We start from the raw sequence: 17,756 nt of genomic DNA on the forward strand, positions 1-17,756 counted from the left end.
GATTGCACTATGCCTTCTGGAAGCTGACCCTGAAAGCTCCGGGCGCACATGGCCCGGACCGATACCCGGTGGTGAGCCAGATGGTTCTCGGGAGCGATCTCAGGCGGGGGAACGGCCGGGGCGCGGCAGCGGTGGCGGTTCTCGTCCTCGCCGCGACCCTCACGGCGTGCAGCGACGAGAGCGGTGGCGGGAGCAGCGCCCCACCCACCCCCTCCGTGCAGCAGTCCACCAGCGCCCGGCCCAGCCCCACGGCACCGTCCGATCCGGCGGCCGCCGAGCGGGAGATCAAGCAGAACTGGGAGAAGTTCTTCGACCCGGCCGTCGCGCAGAAGGACAAGCAGGCCGTCCTGGAGAACGGCGACCGGATGACCAAGGTTCTGCAGAGCTTCAACGGCGACAAGCGGGGCGAGCAGGTGCAGGCGAAGGTCGAGAAGGTCGAGTTCACCTCGCCGACCGACGCGAACGTGACGTACTCGCTGACTCTGAAGGGCGCGACCGCGCTGCCGGGTGCCTCCGGGACGGCCGTCGAGCAGGACGGCACCTGGAAGGTCTCCGTCAAGACGCTCTGCGCGCTGGTCCAGCTGAGCGGCAATGAGTCGCCGGGCCCCGGCTGCTGAGTGCGCTGCCCTGGTCCTGCTGCTCCTCCTCGGCACGGCCTGCGGCAGCCGCCTCCCCGAGAGCGACTTCGAGAACCGCTCCACGCCGACGCAGCAAGGAGGGACCGCTCCGATCCGCGTCGGCATCATCACCAGCGCCACGAGCCCGGTCGGCGGCTCGGCCTTCACCGGGCCGCGGGACGGGGCGAAGGCGTACTTCGAACGCCTCAACACACGCGGCGGGATCGGGGGCCGTCCGGTCGAGGTGCGCCTGTGCGACGACGGCGGCAGCGGCGTGGGCAACAACGAATGCGTGCACAAACTCGTCGACGAGGACAAGGTCGTCGCCCTCGTCGCCACCACCGCCCTCGACTACGCGGGCGCCTCTCGCGTGTCCCACGCGCGCGTGCCCGACATCGGCGGCCAGCCCATCGGCCCGGCGTACGACACGTATCCGCATCTGTACGGCATCTACGGCAGCCTCGCTCCGCGGAACAGCAGGACCGGCTGGGACGGCAAGCTGTACGGCGGCACCGAGGTGTACCGCTACTTCAAGCGCGCGCAGGGTGCCCGCACTGCCGCTGTCGTCTCCTACAACCAGTCCGCGTCCGCCGCGTATGCCCGGCTCGTCGCCCAGGGGCTGAAGGCCGAGGGCTACAAGGTGGTCACCGAACAGGTCGACTTCGCGCTGCCCAACTTCCGTGCCGCCGCAGCCGATTTGAAGGAGCAGGGCGCCGATCTCGTCTTCGACGCCATCGACACGCATGGGAACGCGCAGCTGTGCAAGGCGATGGACGACGTCGGGGCCGAGGTCATCGCCAAGGTCACCAATGTGCAGAACTGGGCATCGACCGTTCCCGAGGACTACAAGGACTCGCCGCGGTGCCGCAACGCCCTGTGGGCCACCGGGTCCAGTCGCAACTACGAGGACGTGGGGGATCCGGCCGTACGGGAGTTCCGGGACGGGACCAAGGGGCTGAGCGCCCACTCCCAGTGGCAGTTGGAGGGGTGGGCCGCCGCGAAATGGTTCACCGACGCGGCGAAGTCCTGTGCGCGTACGGGGGTTACGCGTGCGTGCGTCGACGACTTCATGAACCGGGGCGAGCCGTACACCGCCGATGGGCTGCTGGTCCCCGTTACGTACGAGCGACTGCCCGAGCCGCCGAAGACCCGCCGGACGTGTCTGTCCGTGGCCCGCTGGGAGGACGCCAAGGGCTGGGTCTCGCAAGGGGACATGAACACCACGTGTTTCGACGTGCCGCAACTGTCGTATCGGCCTTGAGTTTTCTCGCCCCCTCTGCCCCCGCCCGTCCCGACCAGCCTTTCGGCTGCGGGTGGGTGGTGGCTGGTCGCGCAGTTCCCCGCGCCCCTGAAAGGGGCGCGGGGAACTGCGCAGTCTGTTGGCGGGGGTCTGGGGGCGCAGCCCCCAGGGACGATGGGGGTCCCCCCGCTCGAGCGGAGCCGAGAGTGGGGGAGGGTAGGGGCGGAGGGGGCGAACCCTCCTGAAGTGCACGCGGGCGCCGTCGATCTCCGTGACGTACTGCGGGAACTCGTTGAGCGCGGCCTCGTGCTTGCGCCAGTCGTAGGCGTTCCGCCAGTACGCCGCGGGCTCGCGGAGGTACGGCGGCGACGCCCCGTACTCCCAGCCGGCGTCCGGCAGCTCGTCGGGCAAGCGGGTCAGGTCCAGGCGCGTGTGCAGGTCGTCCAGCTGCGCCTGGGGGATCTCGATCCGGAAGGTGTGCACCGTGGTGTCTGCCATGTCTCCCACGGCAGGAACCCTTGCGGACAGTTACTGTCCGCAATGGCTGGCAGACTCGGAACCATGTTGGAGACATCGGCACGACTCCTGCGCCTGCTCTCGCTGCTGCAGGCTCACCGCGAATGGTCCGGGGCCGACCTGGCGGACCGCCTCGGCGTCACGCCCAGGACCGTCCGCCGCGATGTGGACCGGCTGCGCGAGCTGGGCTATCCCGTCAACGCCAGCCCCGGCACGGGCGGCGGCTACCAGCTCGGCGCGGGCGCCGAGCTGCCGCCCCTGCTCCTGGACGACGACGAGGCGGTGGCCGTGGCGGTCGGGCTGCGCACGGCGGCCGGGCAGGGCATCGAGGGCATCGGCGAGACCTCCGTACGCGCCCTCGCCAAGCTCGAACAGGTGCTGCCGAACCGGCTGCGCCGTCGCGTGGGCGCCCTGAACGCGTTCACCGTGCCGATGCTGCGCGGCCCGCAGCCCTCGGCCGTCGACCCCGCCGTCCTCACCGAGCTGGCCAATCTGTGCCGCGACTCGGAGCGGCTGCGCTTCGAGTACCGCGACCACGGCGGTGCCGCCACGCGCCGTACCGTCGAACCGCACCGCCTGGTGTGCACCGAGCGCCGCTGGTACCTGGTGGCCTGGGACGTCGACCGCGACGGCTGGCGTACGTTCCGGGTCGACCGCATCACGCCCAAGCCGCCGCACGGACCGCGCTTCACGCCCCGTACGCCACCGGCCGAGGACCTGGCGGCGTATGTCTCCAAGGGCGTCTCCACGCGCGCGTACGCCTCGCACGCCGCCATCAGGCTGCTCGTGCCTTTGGAGGAGGCGGCCGAGCGGATCTCGCCCTCCGCCGGGACCTTGGCGGCCGACGGGACGGACAGCTGCATTCTGCGCACCGGGGCGGCGAGTCTCGACGTGATGGTCATTCACGTGATGCTGATGGGCTTCGAGTTCGAGATCCTCGAACCCGCCGAGCTCACCGAGGCGATCAGGACGGCCCGGGACCGGCTGTCTCGGGCTCTGGACCGGGCTTCTGCTCGATCGCCGCGTACTCGGGATGGTGCAGGTCGAACGCCGGGGACTCGGAGCGGATCCGGGGCAGCGTGACGAAGTTGTGCCGGGGCGGCGGACACGAGGTCGCCCACTCCAGGGAGCGTCCGAAGCCCCAGGGGTCGTCGACCTCGACCTTCGCGGCGTACTTGGTGGTCTTCCAGATGTTGTAGAGGAACGGCAGCGTCGAGATGCCCAGCAGGAAGGCGCCGATCGTGGAGATGGTGTTGAGCGCCGTGAAGCCGTCGGCGGCCAGATAGTCCGCATACCGGCGCGGCATGCCCTCGGCACCCAGCCAGTGCTGGACCAGGAACGTCGTGTGGAAGCCGACGAACAGCGTCCAGAAATGGATCTTGCCGAGCCGTTCGTCGAGCATCTTGCCGGTGAACTTGGGCCACCAGAAGTAGAAGCCGCCGAACGTCGCGAAGGCGACCGTGCCGAAGACGACGTAGTGGAAGTGGGCGACCACGAAGTACGAGTCGGTGACGTGGAAGTCGAGCGGCGGCGAGGCCAGGATCACGCCCGTCAGGCCGCCGAACAGGAATGACACCAGGAAGCCCGTCGCCCACAGCATGGGCGTCTCGAAGGACAGGGATCCCTTGAGCATCGTGCCGGACCAGTTGAAGAACTTCACGCCCGTCGGCACGGCGATCAGGAACGACATGAAGGAGAAGTACGGCAGCAACACCGCGCCGGTCGCGAACATGTGGTGCGCCCATACGACGATCGAGAGACCGGTGATCGCCATGGTCGCGGCGACCAGCGTCAGATAGCCGAAGATCGGTTTCCGGCTGAAGACCGGCAGGATCTCCGTGATGATCCCGAAGAACGGCAGCGCGATGATGTAGACCTCGGGATGCCCGAAGAACCAGAACAGGTGCTGCCACAGCAGCGCGCCGCCGTTGGCCGCGTCGAACACCACCGAGCCGAACCTTCGGTCCGCCTCCAGGACCAGCAGCGCCGCCGCGAGCACCGGGAACGCGAAGAGGATCAGGATCGAGGTGAAGAGGGTGTTCCAGGTGAAGATCGGCAGCCGGAACATCGTCATTCCGGGCGCGCGCATTCCGACGATGGTCGTAATGAAGTTCACCGCGCCGAGGATCGTCCCGAAGCCGGCCAGCGCGAGACCCATGATCCACATGTCGGCGCCGATGCCCGGCGAGCGCACCAGGCTGTTGAGCGGGGCGTAGGCGAACCAGCCGAAGGCGGCCGGTCCGTCGGGCACCAGCAGCGAGCCCAGCACGATCAGAGCGCCGAAGAGGAAGAACCAGTACGACAGCATGTTCAGCCGCGGGAAGGCGACGTCCGGGGAGCCGATCTGCAGCGGCATGATCTCGTTGGCGAACCCCGCGAACGTCGGAGTCGCGAAGAGCAGCAGCATGATCGTGCCGTGCAGGGTGAACAGCTGGTTGAACTGGTTGTTGTCCACGATCTGCAGGCCGGGCCGGGCGAGTTCGGCGCGCATCACCAGTGCCATCAGGCCGCCGATGAGGAAGAAGACGAACGACGTGATCAGGTAGAGGTGGCCGATCTTCTTGTGATCGGTGGTCGTGAGCCAGTCGACGACCAGTCGCCCCGGCCGATCGGTCCGTACGGCTCGCGCGGTCGCCTGCGCGGTGTCCGTCCCCATCGCTCGCCCCTTCGCCGTCGCGCGTTCTGGGCCTGCTGAAGCTCACGCCATGATGCTCGCGTCGCCCCGTGCTCCGACAGGGGGCGTGCGGTGGTTGTGTGCTGGAACCGTGTATTTCCTATGCGTCGTCAGCTTCAGCGGCACGCCCCGAAATCGGAATACAAAAGATTGGTCGCACCGCCGGATCCGCACATTCCATTGGGCTATTCGGGACTGCGTCACGGTAGCTCCGAATTACGTTCGAAGGCGTGCGGAACACGTACGGAACCCCTCGTACGTGTGACGGAGTTCGGCCGAAACGAGTGTCGTGATCCTGTGACAGAAGCGTGACCGGAGGGGGATAGGTGACGCTTGGTGGCGGGTTCGGTCTTCCCCGGCCGCGGCACGCCGCCTAACGTGGCGGTCATGGCACCCATTCCCACCCCTCCCGCAGAGCCGCAGGACAGTCCGGAGAGCTATGTCGGGCTGGAGGCGAACAGCGCCGAGCGTCGTGCCCGGGAGCACGGCTGGTCCTCGGTGCGTTCGCTGCCGCCCGGCGCGATCATCACCATGGAGTACCGCTTCGGGCGGCTGAACTTCGAGGTCAGCGACGGCACGGTGACCCGCTGCTGGAAGGGCTGACGGCGGCCCACGGAACGCGCGAAGGCCCCCGGCTCGTCAGGAACCGGGGGCCTTCGCGGTGCGGGGAGAGGCTGTGCGTACCGGCCCCGCTGTCCTGGTGTCGTGTTGTCCTCAGCCGCCGGTCAGGGGGCGGGCCGAGGCGGTTGTGGTCCCGCGTGCCACTCGGTCCGGGTGCGGCGGACGGCGGCTGCCGACCGGCGTGACCGGGGTGCGTTCCGAGCGGGTCGTGTGCGGCCCGGGGGCCAGGTAGACGGGTGCCCGGGGCGCCCGGGCGGCGCCGACCGTCTCGCGGGCCGGTACCTCCCCGTCCGCGCCGGTGGGCTGCGGGACCAGGACGGGCGCGCCGGCCGGCGAGGCCGTCGGAGCGGGCGCGCTGCGGCCGCGACGGGCGCGCCAGGAGTCGCGCAGCGAGAAGATCCCGGCCTCGGCACGGGCGATCAGCGGCTCCACCCACGGCAGCGCCAGCAGGATCAGCAGACCCGCGGCCCAGCCCAGGAGCACATCGCTCAGCCAGTGCGTACCGAGGTACACGGTGGTGAGGCCGACGCCCAGCGAGGTCACGGCGGAGAGCGCGGACAGCCAGCGCCTGGCCCTCGGGGTCGAGGCCAGATAGGCCAGGATTCCCCAGGTCACGACGGCGTTCGCGGTGTGGCCCGACGGGAATATATCGCCGCCGAGCCCCATCTCGTTCGAGCCGATCGTGATGGCGTAGTGCGGGCCGAGGCGGCCCATGCCGAGCTTGGCGGCGCCGACCGTGATGTTGAGCAGCAGCAGCGAGGCGCCCAGCGTGAGCAGCGGGCGCAGGGTGTGCTGCCGCCAGGAGCGCCAGCCCAGCCAGGCGGCGACCATCACGGCGGTGGGGCCGCGCTGGCCGAGCACCACGTAGTAGTCGAGGAACGCGTGGATCTCCGGCCACTGCTGATAGGGCCGGAAGAACATGACCTGCCAGTCGAACCGGACCAGCCATGACGTGATCGTCACGGCCCACACAATGGCCACGTAGAACGCCAGGGTGGCTCCGAAGAGCACAACCCTGTGCCGGCTCATCTTCGGCACATCGATGTGGGCCGGTCGTTCCGGCTCACGGTCCAGCCGGGCGAAGACCCGATCCAGACGGGTGAGGTTTCGTTCGGTACGCACTCAATCGACGTTACAGCGAGTGAGCTGTGTTCCAGGCCGAATCACTCGGTTTGTGATGACGATGTGATGTGGGATTCCTCTCAGAACCGCGTTTATTTCCAATGAATGTCTAATGATCGGCGTCCGGACCCTTCAATTCCATTGATCTCGCACAGCGTTCGGTTTTATGGCGCTTATATATTCGTTCACCGAATCCTGGCGTGGAATTCTCCGGCCGCTCACCGGCCGCTCACCGTGCCCCGAGGGGTGGATCATGGCGGCCCGGAGCCGTTCAGCCAGAAGGCTCCGTAGACCGCCGAAGCCACCGCCACACCGCCGAGAATCAGCGCTGACCTGGACGTACGCATCCGGGCCAGGGCCAGTGCGAGGGGGAGGAAAAGGGGGAAGGCGGGCAGCAGGAGGCGCGGTTTCGAGCCGAAGTAGCTCGACGCGCACAGGGCGAGCGCGGTGACGACCCCCGTGTATACGAGGAGTGACAGCGGCTGCCCCTGACGTACGCACGTCACGTACAGCCAGACAATCAGTGCGACCCCGACGATCAGCCCGACACCGGCCAGGGCCGACGGAAATGCCGTGAACTTGTCGCCGACAAAGCGGGCGAAGGCGTACCCGCCGTCGAAGCCGTTGCGCCAGCCCGCCTGGACGTCGAGATAACCGAGCGGGCCCTTGCCCGTGCGGTGGCCGACCCACAGCACATATCCGGCGGCACCGAGGGGCGCGAGGAGCATGCCGAGGGCGCGCGGCCACACTCGTGCGCCCTCTGGCCGCGCCGCGCTCCGATCCCGTGCGCGCTCTCCCACGAACGAGGTAATCGCCGCCGCCCACAGGGCCGCGACCACCGCGATGCCCACCGGGCGGGTCAGTCCGGCGAGCGAGGCGAGCAGGCCGGCCGTCAGCCAGCGGCCGGTCAGCACCGCGTAGAGCGACCAGGCGGCGAGCGCTGTGAAGAGGGACTCGCTGTACGCCATGGACTGCACGATGCCGACGGGCAGCACCGCCCACACGAGCACGGCGCAGACGCCGACGCGGGGCCCGTGGACCTGGTCCGCGACCGCGAAGATCCCCCAGGCCGCGGCGAGCGAGGCCAGCGTGCCGACCAGCAGGCCCGCGTCCGCATACGACAACGGTGTGATCGCCGAGACGAGCCGCTCCAGCCACGGCAGCAGCGGGAAGAACGCGAGGTTCGAGTGCACGTCGCCGTTCGGGAGGCGGACCTCGTAGCCGTAGCCGAGGTCGGCGACCCGGGTGTACCAGAGCGAGTCCCAGCGCGCCGTCAGCAGCGTGTGGGCGCTCTTGCCGTGCGCCGCGCTCCACAGGGCGAGGGCGATGAGGCCCAGGGCGCGGACGCCCACGTACCCCAGGAGGGCGGGCGCTGCCCGGCGCAGGGCGCCCGTTCGGGGCGGTGTCGCGACAGGCGTCTCAAGATCGGTCACGGGCTCGATTATCGGTGGCACCCGGAACCGGCAGGCCCCGCGGGGCGTGGTGCACCAAGGGGGGCGTGGCGCACGCCACACGCTCGGCGGGAAGAAGGTGAGAGGTCTGCCACGCGTCATTGGCGGGAACTCGCGTACGCTGGCCGCTCACTCGCCTTTGTTGCGTGGGCCGGGATTCCGCTCCCCAGGCCGCAGCCCCAGGGAGTCCCCACCCTGCGGACCGCCGAACGCGAGGGAACATCTGGAGGTACGTACATGTCCGGGACGACCACGGCCGCTGCGCGATGCCGTCGGGAGGCCGGGGCCGGTGCCAACCGCTGGGTCGTCCTCGTCGTCCTCTGCGTCAGCCTCCTGCTGGTCGCCGTCGACGCCACCGTGTTGCACGTCGCGGTGCCCGCCGTCACCGAGGACCTCAAGCCCGGCGCGATAGAACTGCTCTGGATCGTCGACGTCTACCCACTCGTCTGCGCCTCGCTCCTCATCCTCTTCGGCACGCTCGGTGACCGCGTAGGTCGCAGGCGTGTCCTCCTTCTTGGGTACGGGCTCTTCGGCGTCGCCTCCGGGATCGCGGCCCTCGCCGACAACGCACAGGTCCTCATCGGCGCGCGGGCCCTGCTCGGCGTCGGCGGCGCGATGATCATGCCCGCGACGCTGTCGATCCTGCGCCAGGTCTTTCCCGACCGGCGGGAGCGGGCGCTCGCGATCGGCATCTGGAGCGCGGTCGCCGCGGTGGGCGCGGCGGTGGGGCCGCTGCTGGGCGGCTTCCTCCTGGAGCACTTCTGGTGGGGATCGGTCTTCCTCGTCAACATCCCGCTGATGCTGGTCAGCCTGCCGATCGGACGGCTGCTGCTGCCCGAGTCGAGGGGCGACCGGAACGGTCCGTGGGATGTCGTCGGGGCTTTGATGGCCGCCGCCGGGCTTTTCGGGATCGTCTTCGGAGTGAAGCGGCTCGGGGGCGGCGAGGCGCCGTTCAGTGCGTTCACGCTGGTGCCGCTGCTCGTGGGCGGTGCGCTGATGGCCGGGTTCATACGGCGGCAGCGGCGGCGTGCGCAGCCGCTGGTCGATCTGCGGATGTTCTCGCGGCCCGCGTTCAGTACATCGGTGGGCTGCATCGTGCTGGCCATGCTCGCCCTGGTCGGGCTCGAGCTGATTGCCGCGCAGTACCTGCAGCTCGTGCTCGGGCTGTCGCCGCTGGAGACCGGGCTGCGGCTGCTGCCGCTCACCGTCGCGGCGATGGCCTCGGGGCTCGCCGGGGCGAAGATGCTGCGGCGGTTCGGGCCGCGGGCGATGGTCTGCTTCGGGTTCTGTCTCACCGCGGCCGCGGTGGTGACGCTCACGGCGATGGGCGGGGACGACAACACGGGGCTGCTGCTCTTCGGGTTCGTGCTGCTGGGGTTCGGGCTGGAGACGACGCTCTTCGGGGCGTACGAGTCGATGCTCAGCGAGGCGCCGCCGGCACAGGCGGGTGGGGCCGCCGCGATAGGTGAGACCTCGTACCAGCTGGGCGCCGGGATCGGCATCGCGCTCCTGGGGAGCGTGATGAACGCGGCGTACGCGCCCGGGCTGTCGTCGGTTCCCGGGGTTCCGGCGGCCGATTCCCGTGCCGCGGGGCACTCGCTGGGGGAGGCCTACGAGGTTGCCGGGCGGCTCGGGGGGTCTCCCGGGGCGGCCCTGAGGCATGCGGCTCGGGACTCCTTTGTGCACGGGCTGCATGTGACCCTGCTGGTCAGCGCGGGGTTGTTGCTGCTGGGGGCTGTGATGGCGCTGCGGTTGCCGCGGGTCATGGAGTGCGGGGCGCCCGCGGCGGGCGCGGCGATTCCCGCGCCCAGGGAAGCTGCCGAGTCCCGCGTGTCCGCGTAGCCGTCTCCTTCTCCCGCGCGCACCGCCTCTCCTCCCGCTCCCGCACCCTCCCGCACCGCCTCTCCTCCCGCTCCCGCACCCTCCCGCACCGCTTCTTCTCCCGCTCCCGCACCCTCCCGCACCGCTTCTTCTCCCGCCGCCGCACCGTCCGTTTCTGCCCCGCTTACAAGTGCTCGTCTCCCGTGGGGGTGGGGCGCCGTTGGCGGCTGCCGGGTCGTCGTCGGGTGCGGCCTGGACTTGCGGGACACTGAGTCGTAACGTCGGGTCGGAATCGTAACTAGCGGTGCTAGTTTCAGTCATCCGGAGGCTGTCCCATGTCCGCGTCCTCGAAGCTCCCGCCCTTCGACCCAGCTGACCCCCTCGGTATCGATGACCTCCTGGAGCCGGAGGACCTCGCGATCCGCGACACCGTGCGGGCCTGGGCCGCGGACCGGGTGCTGCCCCACATCGCCGAGTGGTACGAGAAGGGGGAGCTGCCCGGGATCCGGGAACTGGCCCGGGAGCTGGGCGGGATCGGGGCGCTCGGGATGTCGCTCCAGGGATACGGCTGTGCGGGGGCCGGCGCCGTCCAGTACGGGCTTGCCTGTCTGGAGCTCGAGGCCGCCGATTCCGGGATTCGGTCGCTCGTGTCCGTGCAGGGTTCCCTCGCCATGTATGCCATTCATCGGTTCGGCAGTGAAGAGCAGAAGCAGCGGTGGCTGCCGGACATGGCCTCCGGCGACGTCATCGGCTGCTTCGGGCTCACCGAGCCCGACTACGGGTCCGACCCCGGCTCCATGCGGACGTACGCCAAGCGCGACGGCGGGGACTGGGTCCTCAACGGGCGGAAGATGTGGATCACCAACGGGTCCGTCGCCGGGGTCGCCGTCGTCTGGGCGCAGACCGACGACGGGATCCGCGGGTTCGTCGTGCCCACGGATGCGCCCGGCTTCTCCGCCCCCGAGATCAAGCACAAGTGGTCGCTGCGGGCCAGCGTCACCAGCGAGCTGATCCTCGACGACGTACGGCTGCCCGCCGACGCCGTGCTGCCGGACGTGACCGGGCTGAAGGGGCCGCTCAGCTGCCTCTCGCACGCGCGGTACGGGATCGTGTGGGGCGCGATGGGCGCCGCGCGGGCCAGCTTCGAGGCCGCCCTCGAATACGCGAAGACGCGTGAGCAGTTCGGACGGCCCATCGGCGGCTTCCAGCTCACCCAGGCCAAGCTCGCCGACATGGCGGTCGAACTGCACAAGGGGATTCTGCTCGCCCATCACCTGGGGCGGCGCATGGACGCGGGACGGCTCCGTCCCGAACAGGTCAGCTTCGGCAAGCTCAACAACGTACGAGAGGCCATCGAGATCTGCCGTACCGCGCGGACGATTCTCGGCGCCAACGGCATCTCGCTCGAATACCCCGTGATGCGGCACGCCACGAACCTTGAGTCGGTGCTCACCTACGAAGGCACCGTGGAAATGCATCAACTCGTGCTGGGCAAGGCGCTCACCGGACTCGATGCCTTCCGGTAGAGGCCCGGTGGGGACCCTGAGCGGGCAGGGCCGGTGAGCGGCCCTGCCTCAGCTCTGGTTGAAGAAACCGTCCGTCGGACGGCCCGCGGCCTCGCCGCTGACGATCTCCGTGTTGGCGGGCGTCAGCAAGAAGACACGGGTGGCGACCCGCTCGATCGTGCCACGCAGCCCGAAGGTCAGGCCGGCCGCGAAGTCCACCACGCGCTTGGCGTCGGCAGGCTCCATGGACGTGAGGTTGATGATGACCGGGACACCGTCCCGGAAGAGCTCACCGATGCCGCGCGCGTCCCGGAAGCTGTCCGGGGTGACCGTGCCGATCCGGCGGCCCTTCTCCTCCGCCGTCTCGGACGCGACCTTCACCCGCGGGTCGGTGACCCAGGCATCGCCGGATTCCTGACCCTCGGCGTAGTCGTCGTCGTAGTAACGCTCGTCATCGTTGTCGTCGACGAGGCCAAGCCAGGCACTCGCCTTGCGCACCGATCCCATGGACGCCTCCTCTCACAGCGGTCTTTATTGCTTTCCGCATCCCCATGGTCGTCCATGATGCGGATGTCGCGCCAAGTGGATAGACGCCGCGCGGGGGTTTCGTGACGGTACTGGTGCACAGCGAATACGTCGAGAGCCCCCGTGCCCCAAGGGTCTTGCTGTGTACGGCTGCTGACTGAGAGTGAAATATGATTTCTCACGGCGTTCGGGTGACGGGCGGTGCGTACGGGTGAACGAGGTGGTCGATACGATGCCGCAGCTCAACGTCGTACGTGTCACGGGGGAGTGTCGTGTTCGGAATCGTGAGGCCCTGCAGCCACCGCCTCGGTGAAGGACTCAAGACGCAATGGATGGCGCATTTGTGCGGGCTGTGCCTCGCGCTGCGCGGGGACCACGGCCAGTTCGCCAGGGTCGTCACCAACTACGACGGGCTGCTGATATCGGTTTTGACGGAGGCTCAGGCCGAGCGGACGACGGATTGGCGACGGACCGCCGGGCCCTGTCCGCTGCGGGGCATGCGCACCGCGTCCGTCGCGCAGGGCGAGGGCGCCCGGCTCGCCGCCGCCGTCTCGCTGGTGCTCGCCTCGGCGAAGGTGCGTGACCATGTCGCCGACGGCGACGGCCTCTTGGCCCGCAAGCCGGTGGCGCTCGCCGCGCGCCGGGTCGCCGCGAGCTGGGGGAAGGCCGGCGCGCGGACCGGCTCCGACGTGGGCTTCGACACCGCCGTCCTCGTCGACGCCGTGGACCGGCAGGTCGGCATCGAGGCGCTGGCCGGGCTCGGAACGCCACTGCTGACCGTCACCGAACCGACCGAGACCGCCACCGCCGCGGCCTTCGCGCACACCGCCGTGCTGGCCGGGCGTCCCGGCAACGCCGAGCCCCTCGCCGAGGCCGGACGCCTCTTCGGACGGCTCGCGCATCTCCTGGATGCCGTGGAGGACAGGGAAACTGACGCCGCGTCGGGGGCGTGGAACCCGCTGACGGCCACGGGGACGTCGTCGGCCGAGGCCCGTCGGCTCGCCGATGACGCCCTGCACGGGATACGGCTCGCGCTGCGCGAAGTGGCCTGGGGGTCCGGGGTCTCCCCGGGAAAGCACAGCACCGACAGCAAGCTGGTGCATGTGCTGCTCGTGCACGAGCTGGGGCGGTCGGTGGACCGGGCGTTCGGGACGTCGGGATGCGGGCACGCGCCGGAGGGCTCGTTCGGGCCCGACGCTTCCTTCGGCCCGCCGCCCCAGCAGGGTGCGCCGCAGAATCCGTACGTCGGCGGCAACCCCTTCGGCGGCGGCCCCTCCCTCCAGCCGCCGGGGCCCGGCAGGCGCGGCTTCTGGGCCGGGTGCGCGGCCGCGATCGGGCTGTGCTGCACCTGCAAGGTGTGCTGTGCCGACGAGTACGAGGGCCCGTGGTCGCGCAGGAAGCGCGAGGGGTGCCTCGGCAACTGCGACTGTGACTGCAACTGCTGCGAGGCCTGCGAATGCTGTGAGTGCTGCTCGTGCTGCGACTGCGGATTGTGACGATCCGCGTAAGCGGCGGGGCCTGGGCGGCTGGTCGCGCCCACGCGGTGGAGTCGCAGGATGTCGGAGCCCCGCGCCCCTGATGGGGGCGCTCTCGCACAGGGCGCGGGGAAAGCACCGTACGCCTCAGTTCCGCAGCTCCGGCGGGGAGATCTGGGACTTCTCGATCGCCGAACCCGTCGTGCCCCACTTCTTCAGGATCTTGTCGTAGGTCCCGTCGGCGATGAGCTCGTTCACGGCGGCCTGGAAGGCGGGCGCCAGCTTCGTGCCCTTCTTGAAGGCGAAGCCGACATCGAGGCGGTGGAACTCGTTGAGGAACTTGACGCCCTGCTGGTGGGCGACGGTGTAGCGCAGGCCGTTGATCGTGCTCATCACGATGTCGCTGCGGCCCTGTTGCAGCGAGGACCAGATGGCACCCTGCTCGCTGTAGGTCTGCACCTTGTACGCCTTCTTGCCCGAGTCGGAGCAGACCTTCTTGTTCTCCTCCAGCGTCGCCTCGAAGGTCGTCCCCGCGGTGGTCGCGACGTTCAGGCCGCACAGCTGCTCGAGGTCGGTGACCTTCGTGAGCTTGCTGTCCGCGCGGGTGGCGAAGCCCTGGCCGTCGTTGATGTACGTGACGAAGTCGATCACCTTGCGGCGCTCGTCGGTCACGCCGAAGTTGCTGGCCCCGACGTCGTACTTGCCGCTGCCGAGGGCCGGCAGGATCGCCTCGAACGAGGCCTGCTCCGTGGTGAGTTCGATGCCGAGCACCTTGGCGACGGCGTGCGCGAAGTCGACGTCCTGGCCGGTCAGGGTCTTGCCGTCGGCCAGGTACGTGGTGCCGGGCGGCGTACCGCCGACGCTGACGGCGAGGGTGAGGCTGCGCACTCCGGAGGGCAGCAGCTTGGCGGCGGCCTCGTCTTTCTCGACGGCGGAGACGACGTCGGCGGTGGGGATCTTGTCCGCCCTGGCCGCGGCTTGGGCGGTGCCGCCGGTGGAGTCGTCCGAGCCGGAGCCGCACGCGGTGAGGAGCAGGGTTGCCGAAGTGGTCAGAACAAAGGGCGCAAAATATCGATTGCGGGCACGCGTGGGCGTACGCATGGTGTGCGGTCTCCTGAAAGCAGAAGGTGAGAAAGGAAGCGCGAGGGGAGGGGTGCGCGTGTGAAGGCGGGGGAGAACGCGAAGGCGCCCGTCAGAAGCGGGCGCGCAGGGGGTCAGCTCAACAGGACGAGGACCACACTCGACCGAAGTCGATGTGGGAGCGCGTGACCAGCCGCTGCTGCCGATTCATGGGCCCAAGTGGAACAGGCATCCGTTTCCGCGTCAACTGCGTTGAGACGTAACGCTCACAGTATGGACAGCCTTGACAGTGAGGGGAAACGTCCCCGTACTCTCGGTGGACGGTCCTGCTGAGGGGCTCGGCCGTACGCGCCTCGTGGCGCTCCGTGTGAAGGCATCAGCCGCGTTCGATCCCGACGCATCACGGAGCCTTCGCATGTCCTCCGACACCCTTACCAAGGCCGCCGCGGCCGCACCGGAAGACCCGGAAGAAGCGGCGCTCTTGCGCATCGTCCCGCGGCGCCGTCTCGGTCAATGGACCGCCGCCGCCGTCGTCCTGGCCCTCCTGGGGCTCGCCTTCAACTCCGTAGTGCGCAATGACGCGTTCCAGTGGGGCGTCGTCGGCGACTACTTCACCTCGGCCTCCGTCCTGCGCGGCCTCTGGCTCACCCTGTGGCTGACCGCCGTCGTGATGGGGCTCGGCTTCGCGCTCGGCACTCTGCTCGCCGCGTTCCGACTGTCCGCCAACCCCGTGCTGTGGGCGGTGAGTTGGGGTTATGTCTGGCTGTTCCGGTCGATGCCGATCCTGGTGCAGCTGCTGTTCTGGTTCAACATCGGGGCGCTCTACCCGCAGATCCTGGGCGTGAAGACGGTGAATCTGCTCGGCCCGGTCACCGTCGCCGTCGTCGGCCTCACCCTGCACGAGGCCGCGTACGCCGCCGAGGTGGTGCGCGGCGGCATCCTCTCCGTCGACCGCGGGCAGATCGAGGCCGCGCAGGCGCTGGGCCTGAGCAGGTGGCGCCGCTGGTGGAAGATCGTGCTGCCGCAGGCGATGCGCTCCATCGTGCCGCCGGCCGGGAACATGCTGATCGGCACCCTCAAGGGCACCTCCATCGTCAGCGTCATCGCCGTCCAGGACCTGCTCTACTCCGTGCAGCTCGTCTACCACCGCACCTACCAGGTCATGCCACTCCTGATGGTGGCCACGCTCTGGTATGTCATCGTCACCTCGGTGCTCAGCGTCGGCCAGTACTACGTCGAGAAGCACTACGCGCGCGGTTCGGAGCGCGGCCGATGAGTCCAGGACGTCCCTCGTTGGTGATCGTGGGTGCCGGACCGCGGGGGACCGGTCTCCTGGAGCGGATCGCCGCCAACGCTCCCGAGCTGTACGGCGATCGAGGCAGTGACGGCATCGAAGGCTTCGACATCCATGTCGTCGACCCCTGTCCGCCGGGCGCCGGACGCATCTGGCGCGAGGAGCAGTCGCCGCTGCTGTGGATGAACTCCGAGGCCCAGGACGTCACGATGTTCACCGACGAGACGGTGGACATGGCCGGGCCGGTGCTCGAAGGCCCCACCCTGCACGAGTGGGCGGGCCTCGACGGGCGCACCTTCGCGGACCGGCCACGACAGGGCGCGTACCTGCGCTGGGTGTACGAGCGTGCCGTGGCCGCCCTGCCGCCGGGAATCCGGGTCCAGCACCATCCGCACCGCGCCCTGCGCGTCAACGGACCCCGCGAAGACCGCCAGCAGGTGTGGCTTCAGGGCCGGTCGCGCCCGCTCCTCGCCGACCTCGTGGTGCTGTCCCTCGGCCACCTCGACGCCGAACTGGACGACGAACAGCGTGAGTTGGCGGCGTACGCACGTGAGCACGGGCTGGTCCATCTGCCGCCGGACTTCACCGCCGACAGCGACCTGTCCGCCCTCGCCCCCGGCGAACCCGTCCTCGTCCGCGGCTTCGGGCTCGCCTTCGTCGATCTGATGGTGCTGCTGACGGAGGGGCGCGGCGGGCGCTACGACGGGCAGACGTACCACCCGTCCGGGCGGGAGCCGATCCTGCACGTCGGCTCGCGGCGCGGCGTCCCCTACCACTCCAAGATCGGCTACGGCTGGGAGGGCGAACGGCCCCCGCTGCCGCGGTTCTTCGGGCCCGCGGAGATCGACGAACTCCTCGCGCGCCCATGGGGGTCCCCCCGCTCGAGCGAAGCCGAGAGTGGGGGAGGCTTCGACTTCCGGCGGGACGTCTGGCCGCTGGTGGAGAAGGAGCTGGGGTTCGCGCACTACCACCGGCTGTTCGCCGCGCACCCCGAGCGCACCCGGATCGCCTGGACGGACTTCGAGGAGAAGTACGCGGCCGCAGAAGGCGTCGAGATCCAGGCGCTGGTGGCGTCCGCGGTGCCCGACCCCGCCGACCGGCTGGACCTCGCCGCACTCGACCACCCGCTGGACGGGGTGCGGCACACCTCGTACGAGGAGCTCCAAAGCGGCCTGCGCAGATATATCGAGGAAGATCTGAGCAGACGTCACGATCCCTCGCACAGCCCCGACTTGGCCGTCTTTCTCGGGCTGCTCTCCGTCTACGGGCAGCTGGTCCGGCTCGGCGACATCGGCTCCTGGTGGCACGGCTTCTTCAGCTGTCTGGCGTCGGGGCCGCCCGGTCCGCGGCTGCGTCAGATGCTCGCGCTGTCGCGGGCCGGGATCCTGAAGTTCGTGGGCGCCGACATGACCGTCACCGCCGAGGACGGGATCTTCCGGGCGGCCAGCGCCACCGTGCCCGGCGCGACGATCGAGGCACGCGCACTCGTCGAAGCGCGGCTGCCGCACCCCACGGTCGAGCGCACGCGGGACTCTCTGCTGCGGGAGCTGTACGCCGACGGGGCCGCCGCGACCCCCGAGGGACTGCTCGCCGTGGATGCCGCCGACGGGCGGGTCCTGGACCGCTCCGGCACCCCGCACCCCCGGCGCTTCGCGCTCGGCCCGCACACCGATGCCCGGGGCTCGGGCGCGTTCACCCGGCCGCGTACCGGTGGCCCCGCGTTCCGGCAGAACGACGCGACGGCGCGTGCCGCGCTGGCGTTCCTGCGCGCGCTGTCCTGTCGCGCCGCCGCCTGAACGCGCCCTCCAGATCACC

General features: G+C 69.7%; 14 protein-coding genes and 1 pseudogene. 9 read left to right on the forward strand and 6 right to left on the reverse strand.

The annotated features are described in order from the left end of the window. Positions 1-80: 80 nt before the first annotated feature. Positions 81-617, forward strand: coding sequence for an MTB12 C-terminal domain-containing protein (locus tag ACZ4RZ_RS13860; RefSeq protein ID WP_467744418.1), 537 nt, complete (start codon positions 81-83; stop codon positions 615-617). Continuing rightward, a complete protein-coding gene (locus ACZ4RZ_RS13865) occupies positions 592-1,878 on the forward strand; it encodes an ABC transporter substrate-binding protein (RefSeq protein ID WP_467744420.1) in 1,287 nt (428 codons plus the stop codon). The genes ACZ4RZ_RS13860 and ACZ4RZ_RS13865 overlap by 26 nt, the downstream gene beginning before the upstream one ends. A 195-nt stretch (positions 1,879-2,073) precedes the next feature. Here the strand turns inward: ACZ4RZ_RS13865 and ACZ4RZ_RS13870 are convergent. After that, positions 2,074-2,355 (reverse strand): annotated as a pseudogene (locus tag ACZ4RZ_RS13870) (epoxide hydrolase N-terminal domain-containing protein); the annotation flags it as partial. A 63-nt stretch (positions 2,356-2,418) separates the two neighbouring features. Between ACZ4RZ_RS13870 and ACZ4RZ_RS13875 the strand changes: the two are divergent. After that, positions 2,419-3,456 carry a helix-turn-helix transcriptional regulator gene (locus ACZ4RZ_RS13875; RefSeq protein ID WP_467744421.1) on the forward strand — a complete coding sequence of 346 codons (1,038 nt, stop codon included), beginning with the start codon at positions 2,419-2,421 and terminating at the stop codon, positions 3,454-3,456. Here the strand turns inward: ACZ4RZ_RS13875 and ctaD are convergent. Continuing rightward, positions 3,338-5,029 (reverse strand): aa3-type cytochrome oxidase subunit I, encoded by a 1,692-nt coding sequence (gene ctaD, locus ACZ4RZ_RS13880; protein ID WP_467744423.1) that lies wholly within the window; start codon positions 5,027-5,029, stop codon positions 3,338-3,340. The genes ACZ4RZ_RS13875 and ctaD overlap by 119 nt on opposite strands. A gap of 405 nt (positions 5,030-5,434) precedes the next feature. On the opposite strand from ctaD, the gene ACZ4RZ_RS13885 reads away from it, so the two are divergent. After that, positions 5,435-5,650 carry an I78 family peptidase inhibitor gene (locus ACZ4RZ_RS13885; protein WP_467744425.1) on the forward strand — a complete coding sequence of 72 codons (216 nt, stop codon included), beginning with the start codon at positions 5,435-5,437 and terminating at the stop codon, positions 5,648-5,650. A 111-nt stretch (positions 5,651-5,761) separates the two neighbouring features. On the opposite strand, the gene ACZ4RZ_RS13890 is transcribed toward ACZ4RZ_RS13885, so the two are convergent. Together ACZ4RZ_RS13890 and ACZ4RZ_RS13895 are read right to left on the reverse strand one after the other, a co-directional pair. Beyond that, positions 5,762-6,790: a phosphatase PAP2 family protein gene (locus ACZ4RZ_RS13890; RefSeq protein ID WP_467744426.1), complete on the reverse strand. Its 1,029-nt coding sequence runs from the start codon at positions 6,788-6,790 to the stop codon at positions 5,762-5,764. A gap of 251 nt (positions 6,791-7,041) precedes the next feature. After that, positions 7,042-8,223 (reverse strand): glycosyltransferase family 39 protein, encoded by a 1,182-nt coding sequence (locus tag ACZ4RZ_RS13895; RefSeq protein WP_467744428.1) that lies wholly within the window; start codon positions 8,221-8,223, stop codon positions 7,042-7,044. Between the two features lie 255 nt (positions 8,224-8,478). Between ACZ4RZ_RS13895 and ACZ4RZ_RS13900 the strand changes: the two genes are divergently transcribed. Beyond that, positions 8,479-10,083: an MFS transporter gene (locus ACZ4RZ_RS13900; protein WP_467744430.1), complete on the forward strand. Its 1,605-nt coding sequence runs from the start codon at positions 8,479-8,481 to the stop codon at positions 10,081-10,083. A 314-nt stretch (positions 10,084-10,397) separates the two neighbouring features. Beyond that, positions 10,398-11,588 carry an acyl-CoA dehydrogenase family protein gene (locus tag ACZ4RZ_RS13905; protein WP_467744432.1) on the forward strand — a complete coding sequence of 397 codons (1,191 nt, stop codon included), beginning with the start codon at positions 10,398-10,400 and terminating at the stop codon, positions 11,586-11,588. A 48-nt stretch (positions 11,589-11,636) separates the two neighbouring features. Here ACZ4RZ_RS13905 and ACZ4RZ_RS13910 read toward each other — a convergent pair whose 3' ends face one another. After that, positions 11,637-12,074: a cell division protein SepF gene (locus ACZ4RZ_RS13910; protein WP_467744433.1), complete on the reverse strand. Its 438-nt coding sequence runs from the start codon at positions 12,072-12,074 to the stop codon at positions 11,637-11,639. Between the two features lie 290 nt (positions 12,075-12,364). Here ACZ4RZ_RS13910 and ACZ4RZ_RS13915 point away from each other — a divergent pair, with 290 nt between their 5' ends. Further along, positions 12,365-13,588 carry a DUF5685 family protein gene (locus tag ACZ4RZ_RS13915; protein ID WP_467744434.1) on the forward strand — a complete coding sequence of 408 codons (1,224 nt, stop codon included), beginning with the start codon at positions 12,365-12,367 and terminating at the stop codon, positions 13,586-13,588. Between the two features lie 126 nt (positions 13,589-13,714). On the opposite strand, the gene ACZ4RZ_RS13920 is transcribed toward ACZ4RZ_RS13915, so the two are convergent. Further along, on the reverse strand, positions 13,715-14,668 hold the full coding sequence (locus tag ACZ4RZ_RS13920; protein ID WP_467744436.1) for an ABC transporter substrate-binding protein: 954 nt from the start codon (positions 14,666-14,668) through the stop codon (positions 13,715-13,717). 394 nt (positions 14,669-15,062) lie between these two features. On the opposite strand from ACZ4RZ_RS13920, the gene ACZ4RZ_RS13925 reads away from it, so the two are divergent. Further along, entirely contained in the window at positions 15,063-15,923 is an 861-nt protein-coding gene (locus tag ACZ4RZ_RS13925; RefSeq protein WP_467744438.1) for an amino acid ABC transporter permease, read from the forward strand. Next, on the forward strand, positions 15,920-17,737 hold the full coding sequence (locus ACZ4RZ_RS13930) for an FAD/NAD(P)-binding protein (RefSeq protein ID WP_467744439.1): 1,818 nt from the start codon (positions 15,920-15,922) through the stop codon (positions 17,735-17,737). The genes ACZ4RZ_RS13925 and ACZ4RZ_RS13930 overlap by 4 nt, the downstream gene beginning before the upstream one ends. Positions 17,738-17,756 lie beyond the last annotated feature (19 nt).

This window comes from Streptomyces sp. NPDC027189, from assembly GCF_055566975.1.

What these genes read in the sequence shown, in the direction of transcription:
- ACZ4RZ_RS13910 (WP_467744433.1), bottom strand. Translation starts at nt 12,074, where the DNA reads ATGGGATCGGTGCGCAAGGCGAGTGCCTGGCTTGGCCTCGTCGACGAC.
- ACZ4RZ_RS13860 (WP_467744418.1), top strand. Translation starts at nt 81, where the DNA reads ATGGTTCTCGGGAGCGATCTCAGGCGGGGGAACGGCCGGGGCGCGGCA.
- ACZ4RZ_RS13905 (WP_467744432.1), top strand. Translation starts at nt 10,398, where the DNA reads ATGTCCGCGTCCTCGAAGCTCCCGCCCTTCGACCCAGCTGACCCCCTC.
- ACZ4RZ_RS13900 (WP_467744430.1), top strand. Translation starts at nt 8,479, where the DNA reads ATGTCCGGGACGACCACGGCCGCTGCGCGATGCCGTCGGGAGGCCGGG.
- ctaD (WP_467744423.1), bottom strand. Translation starts at nt 5,029, where the DNA reads ATGGGGACGGACACCGCGCAGGCGACCGCGCGAGCCGTACGGACCGAT.
- ACZ4RZ_RS13875 (WP_467744421.1), top strand. Translation starts at nt 2,419, where the DNA reads ATGTTGGAGACATCGGCACGACTCCTGCGCCTGCTCTCGCTGCTGCAG.
- ACZ4RZ_RS13925 (WP_467744438.1), top strand. Translation starts at nt 15,063, where the DNA reads ATGTCCTCCGACACCCTTACCAAGGCCGCCGCGGCCGCACCGGAAGAC.
- ACZ4RZ_RS13930 (WP_467744439.1), top strand. Translation starts at nt 15,920, where the DNA reads ATGAGTCCAGGACGTCCCTCGTTGGTGATCGTGGGTGCCGGACCGCGG.
- ACZ4RZ_RS13920 (WP_467744436.1), bottom strand. Translation starts at nt 14,668, where the DNA reads ATGCGTACGCCCACGCGTGCCCGCAATCGATATTTTGCGCCCTTTGTT.
- ACZ4RZ_RS13865 (WP_467744420.1), top strand. Translation starts at nt 592, where the DNA reads ATGAGTCGCCGGGCCCCGGCTGCTGAGTGCGCTGCCCTGGTCCTGCTG.
- ACZ4RZ_RS13885 (WP_467744425.1), top strand. Translation starts at nt 5,435, where the DNA reads ATGGCACCCATTCCCACCCCTCCCGCAGAGCCGCAGGACAGTCCGGAG.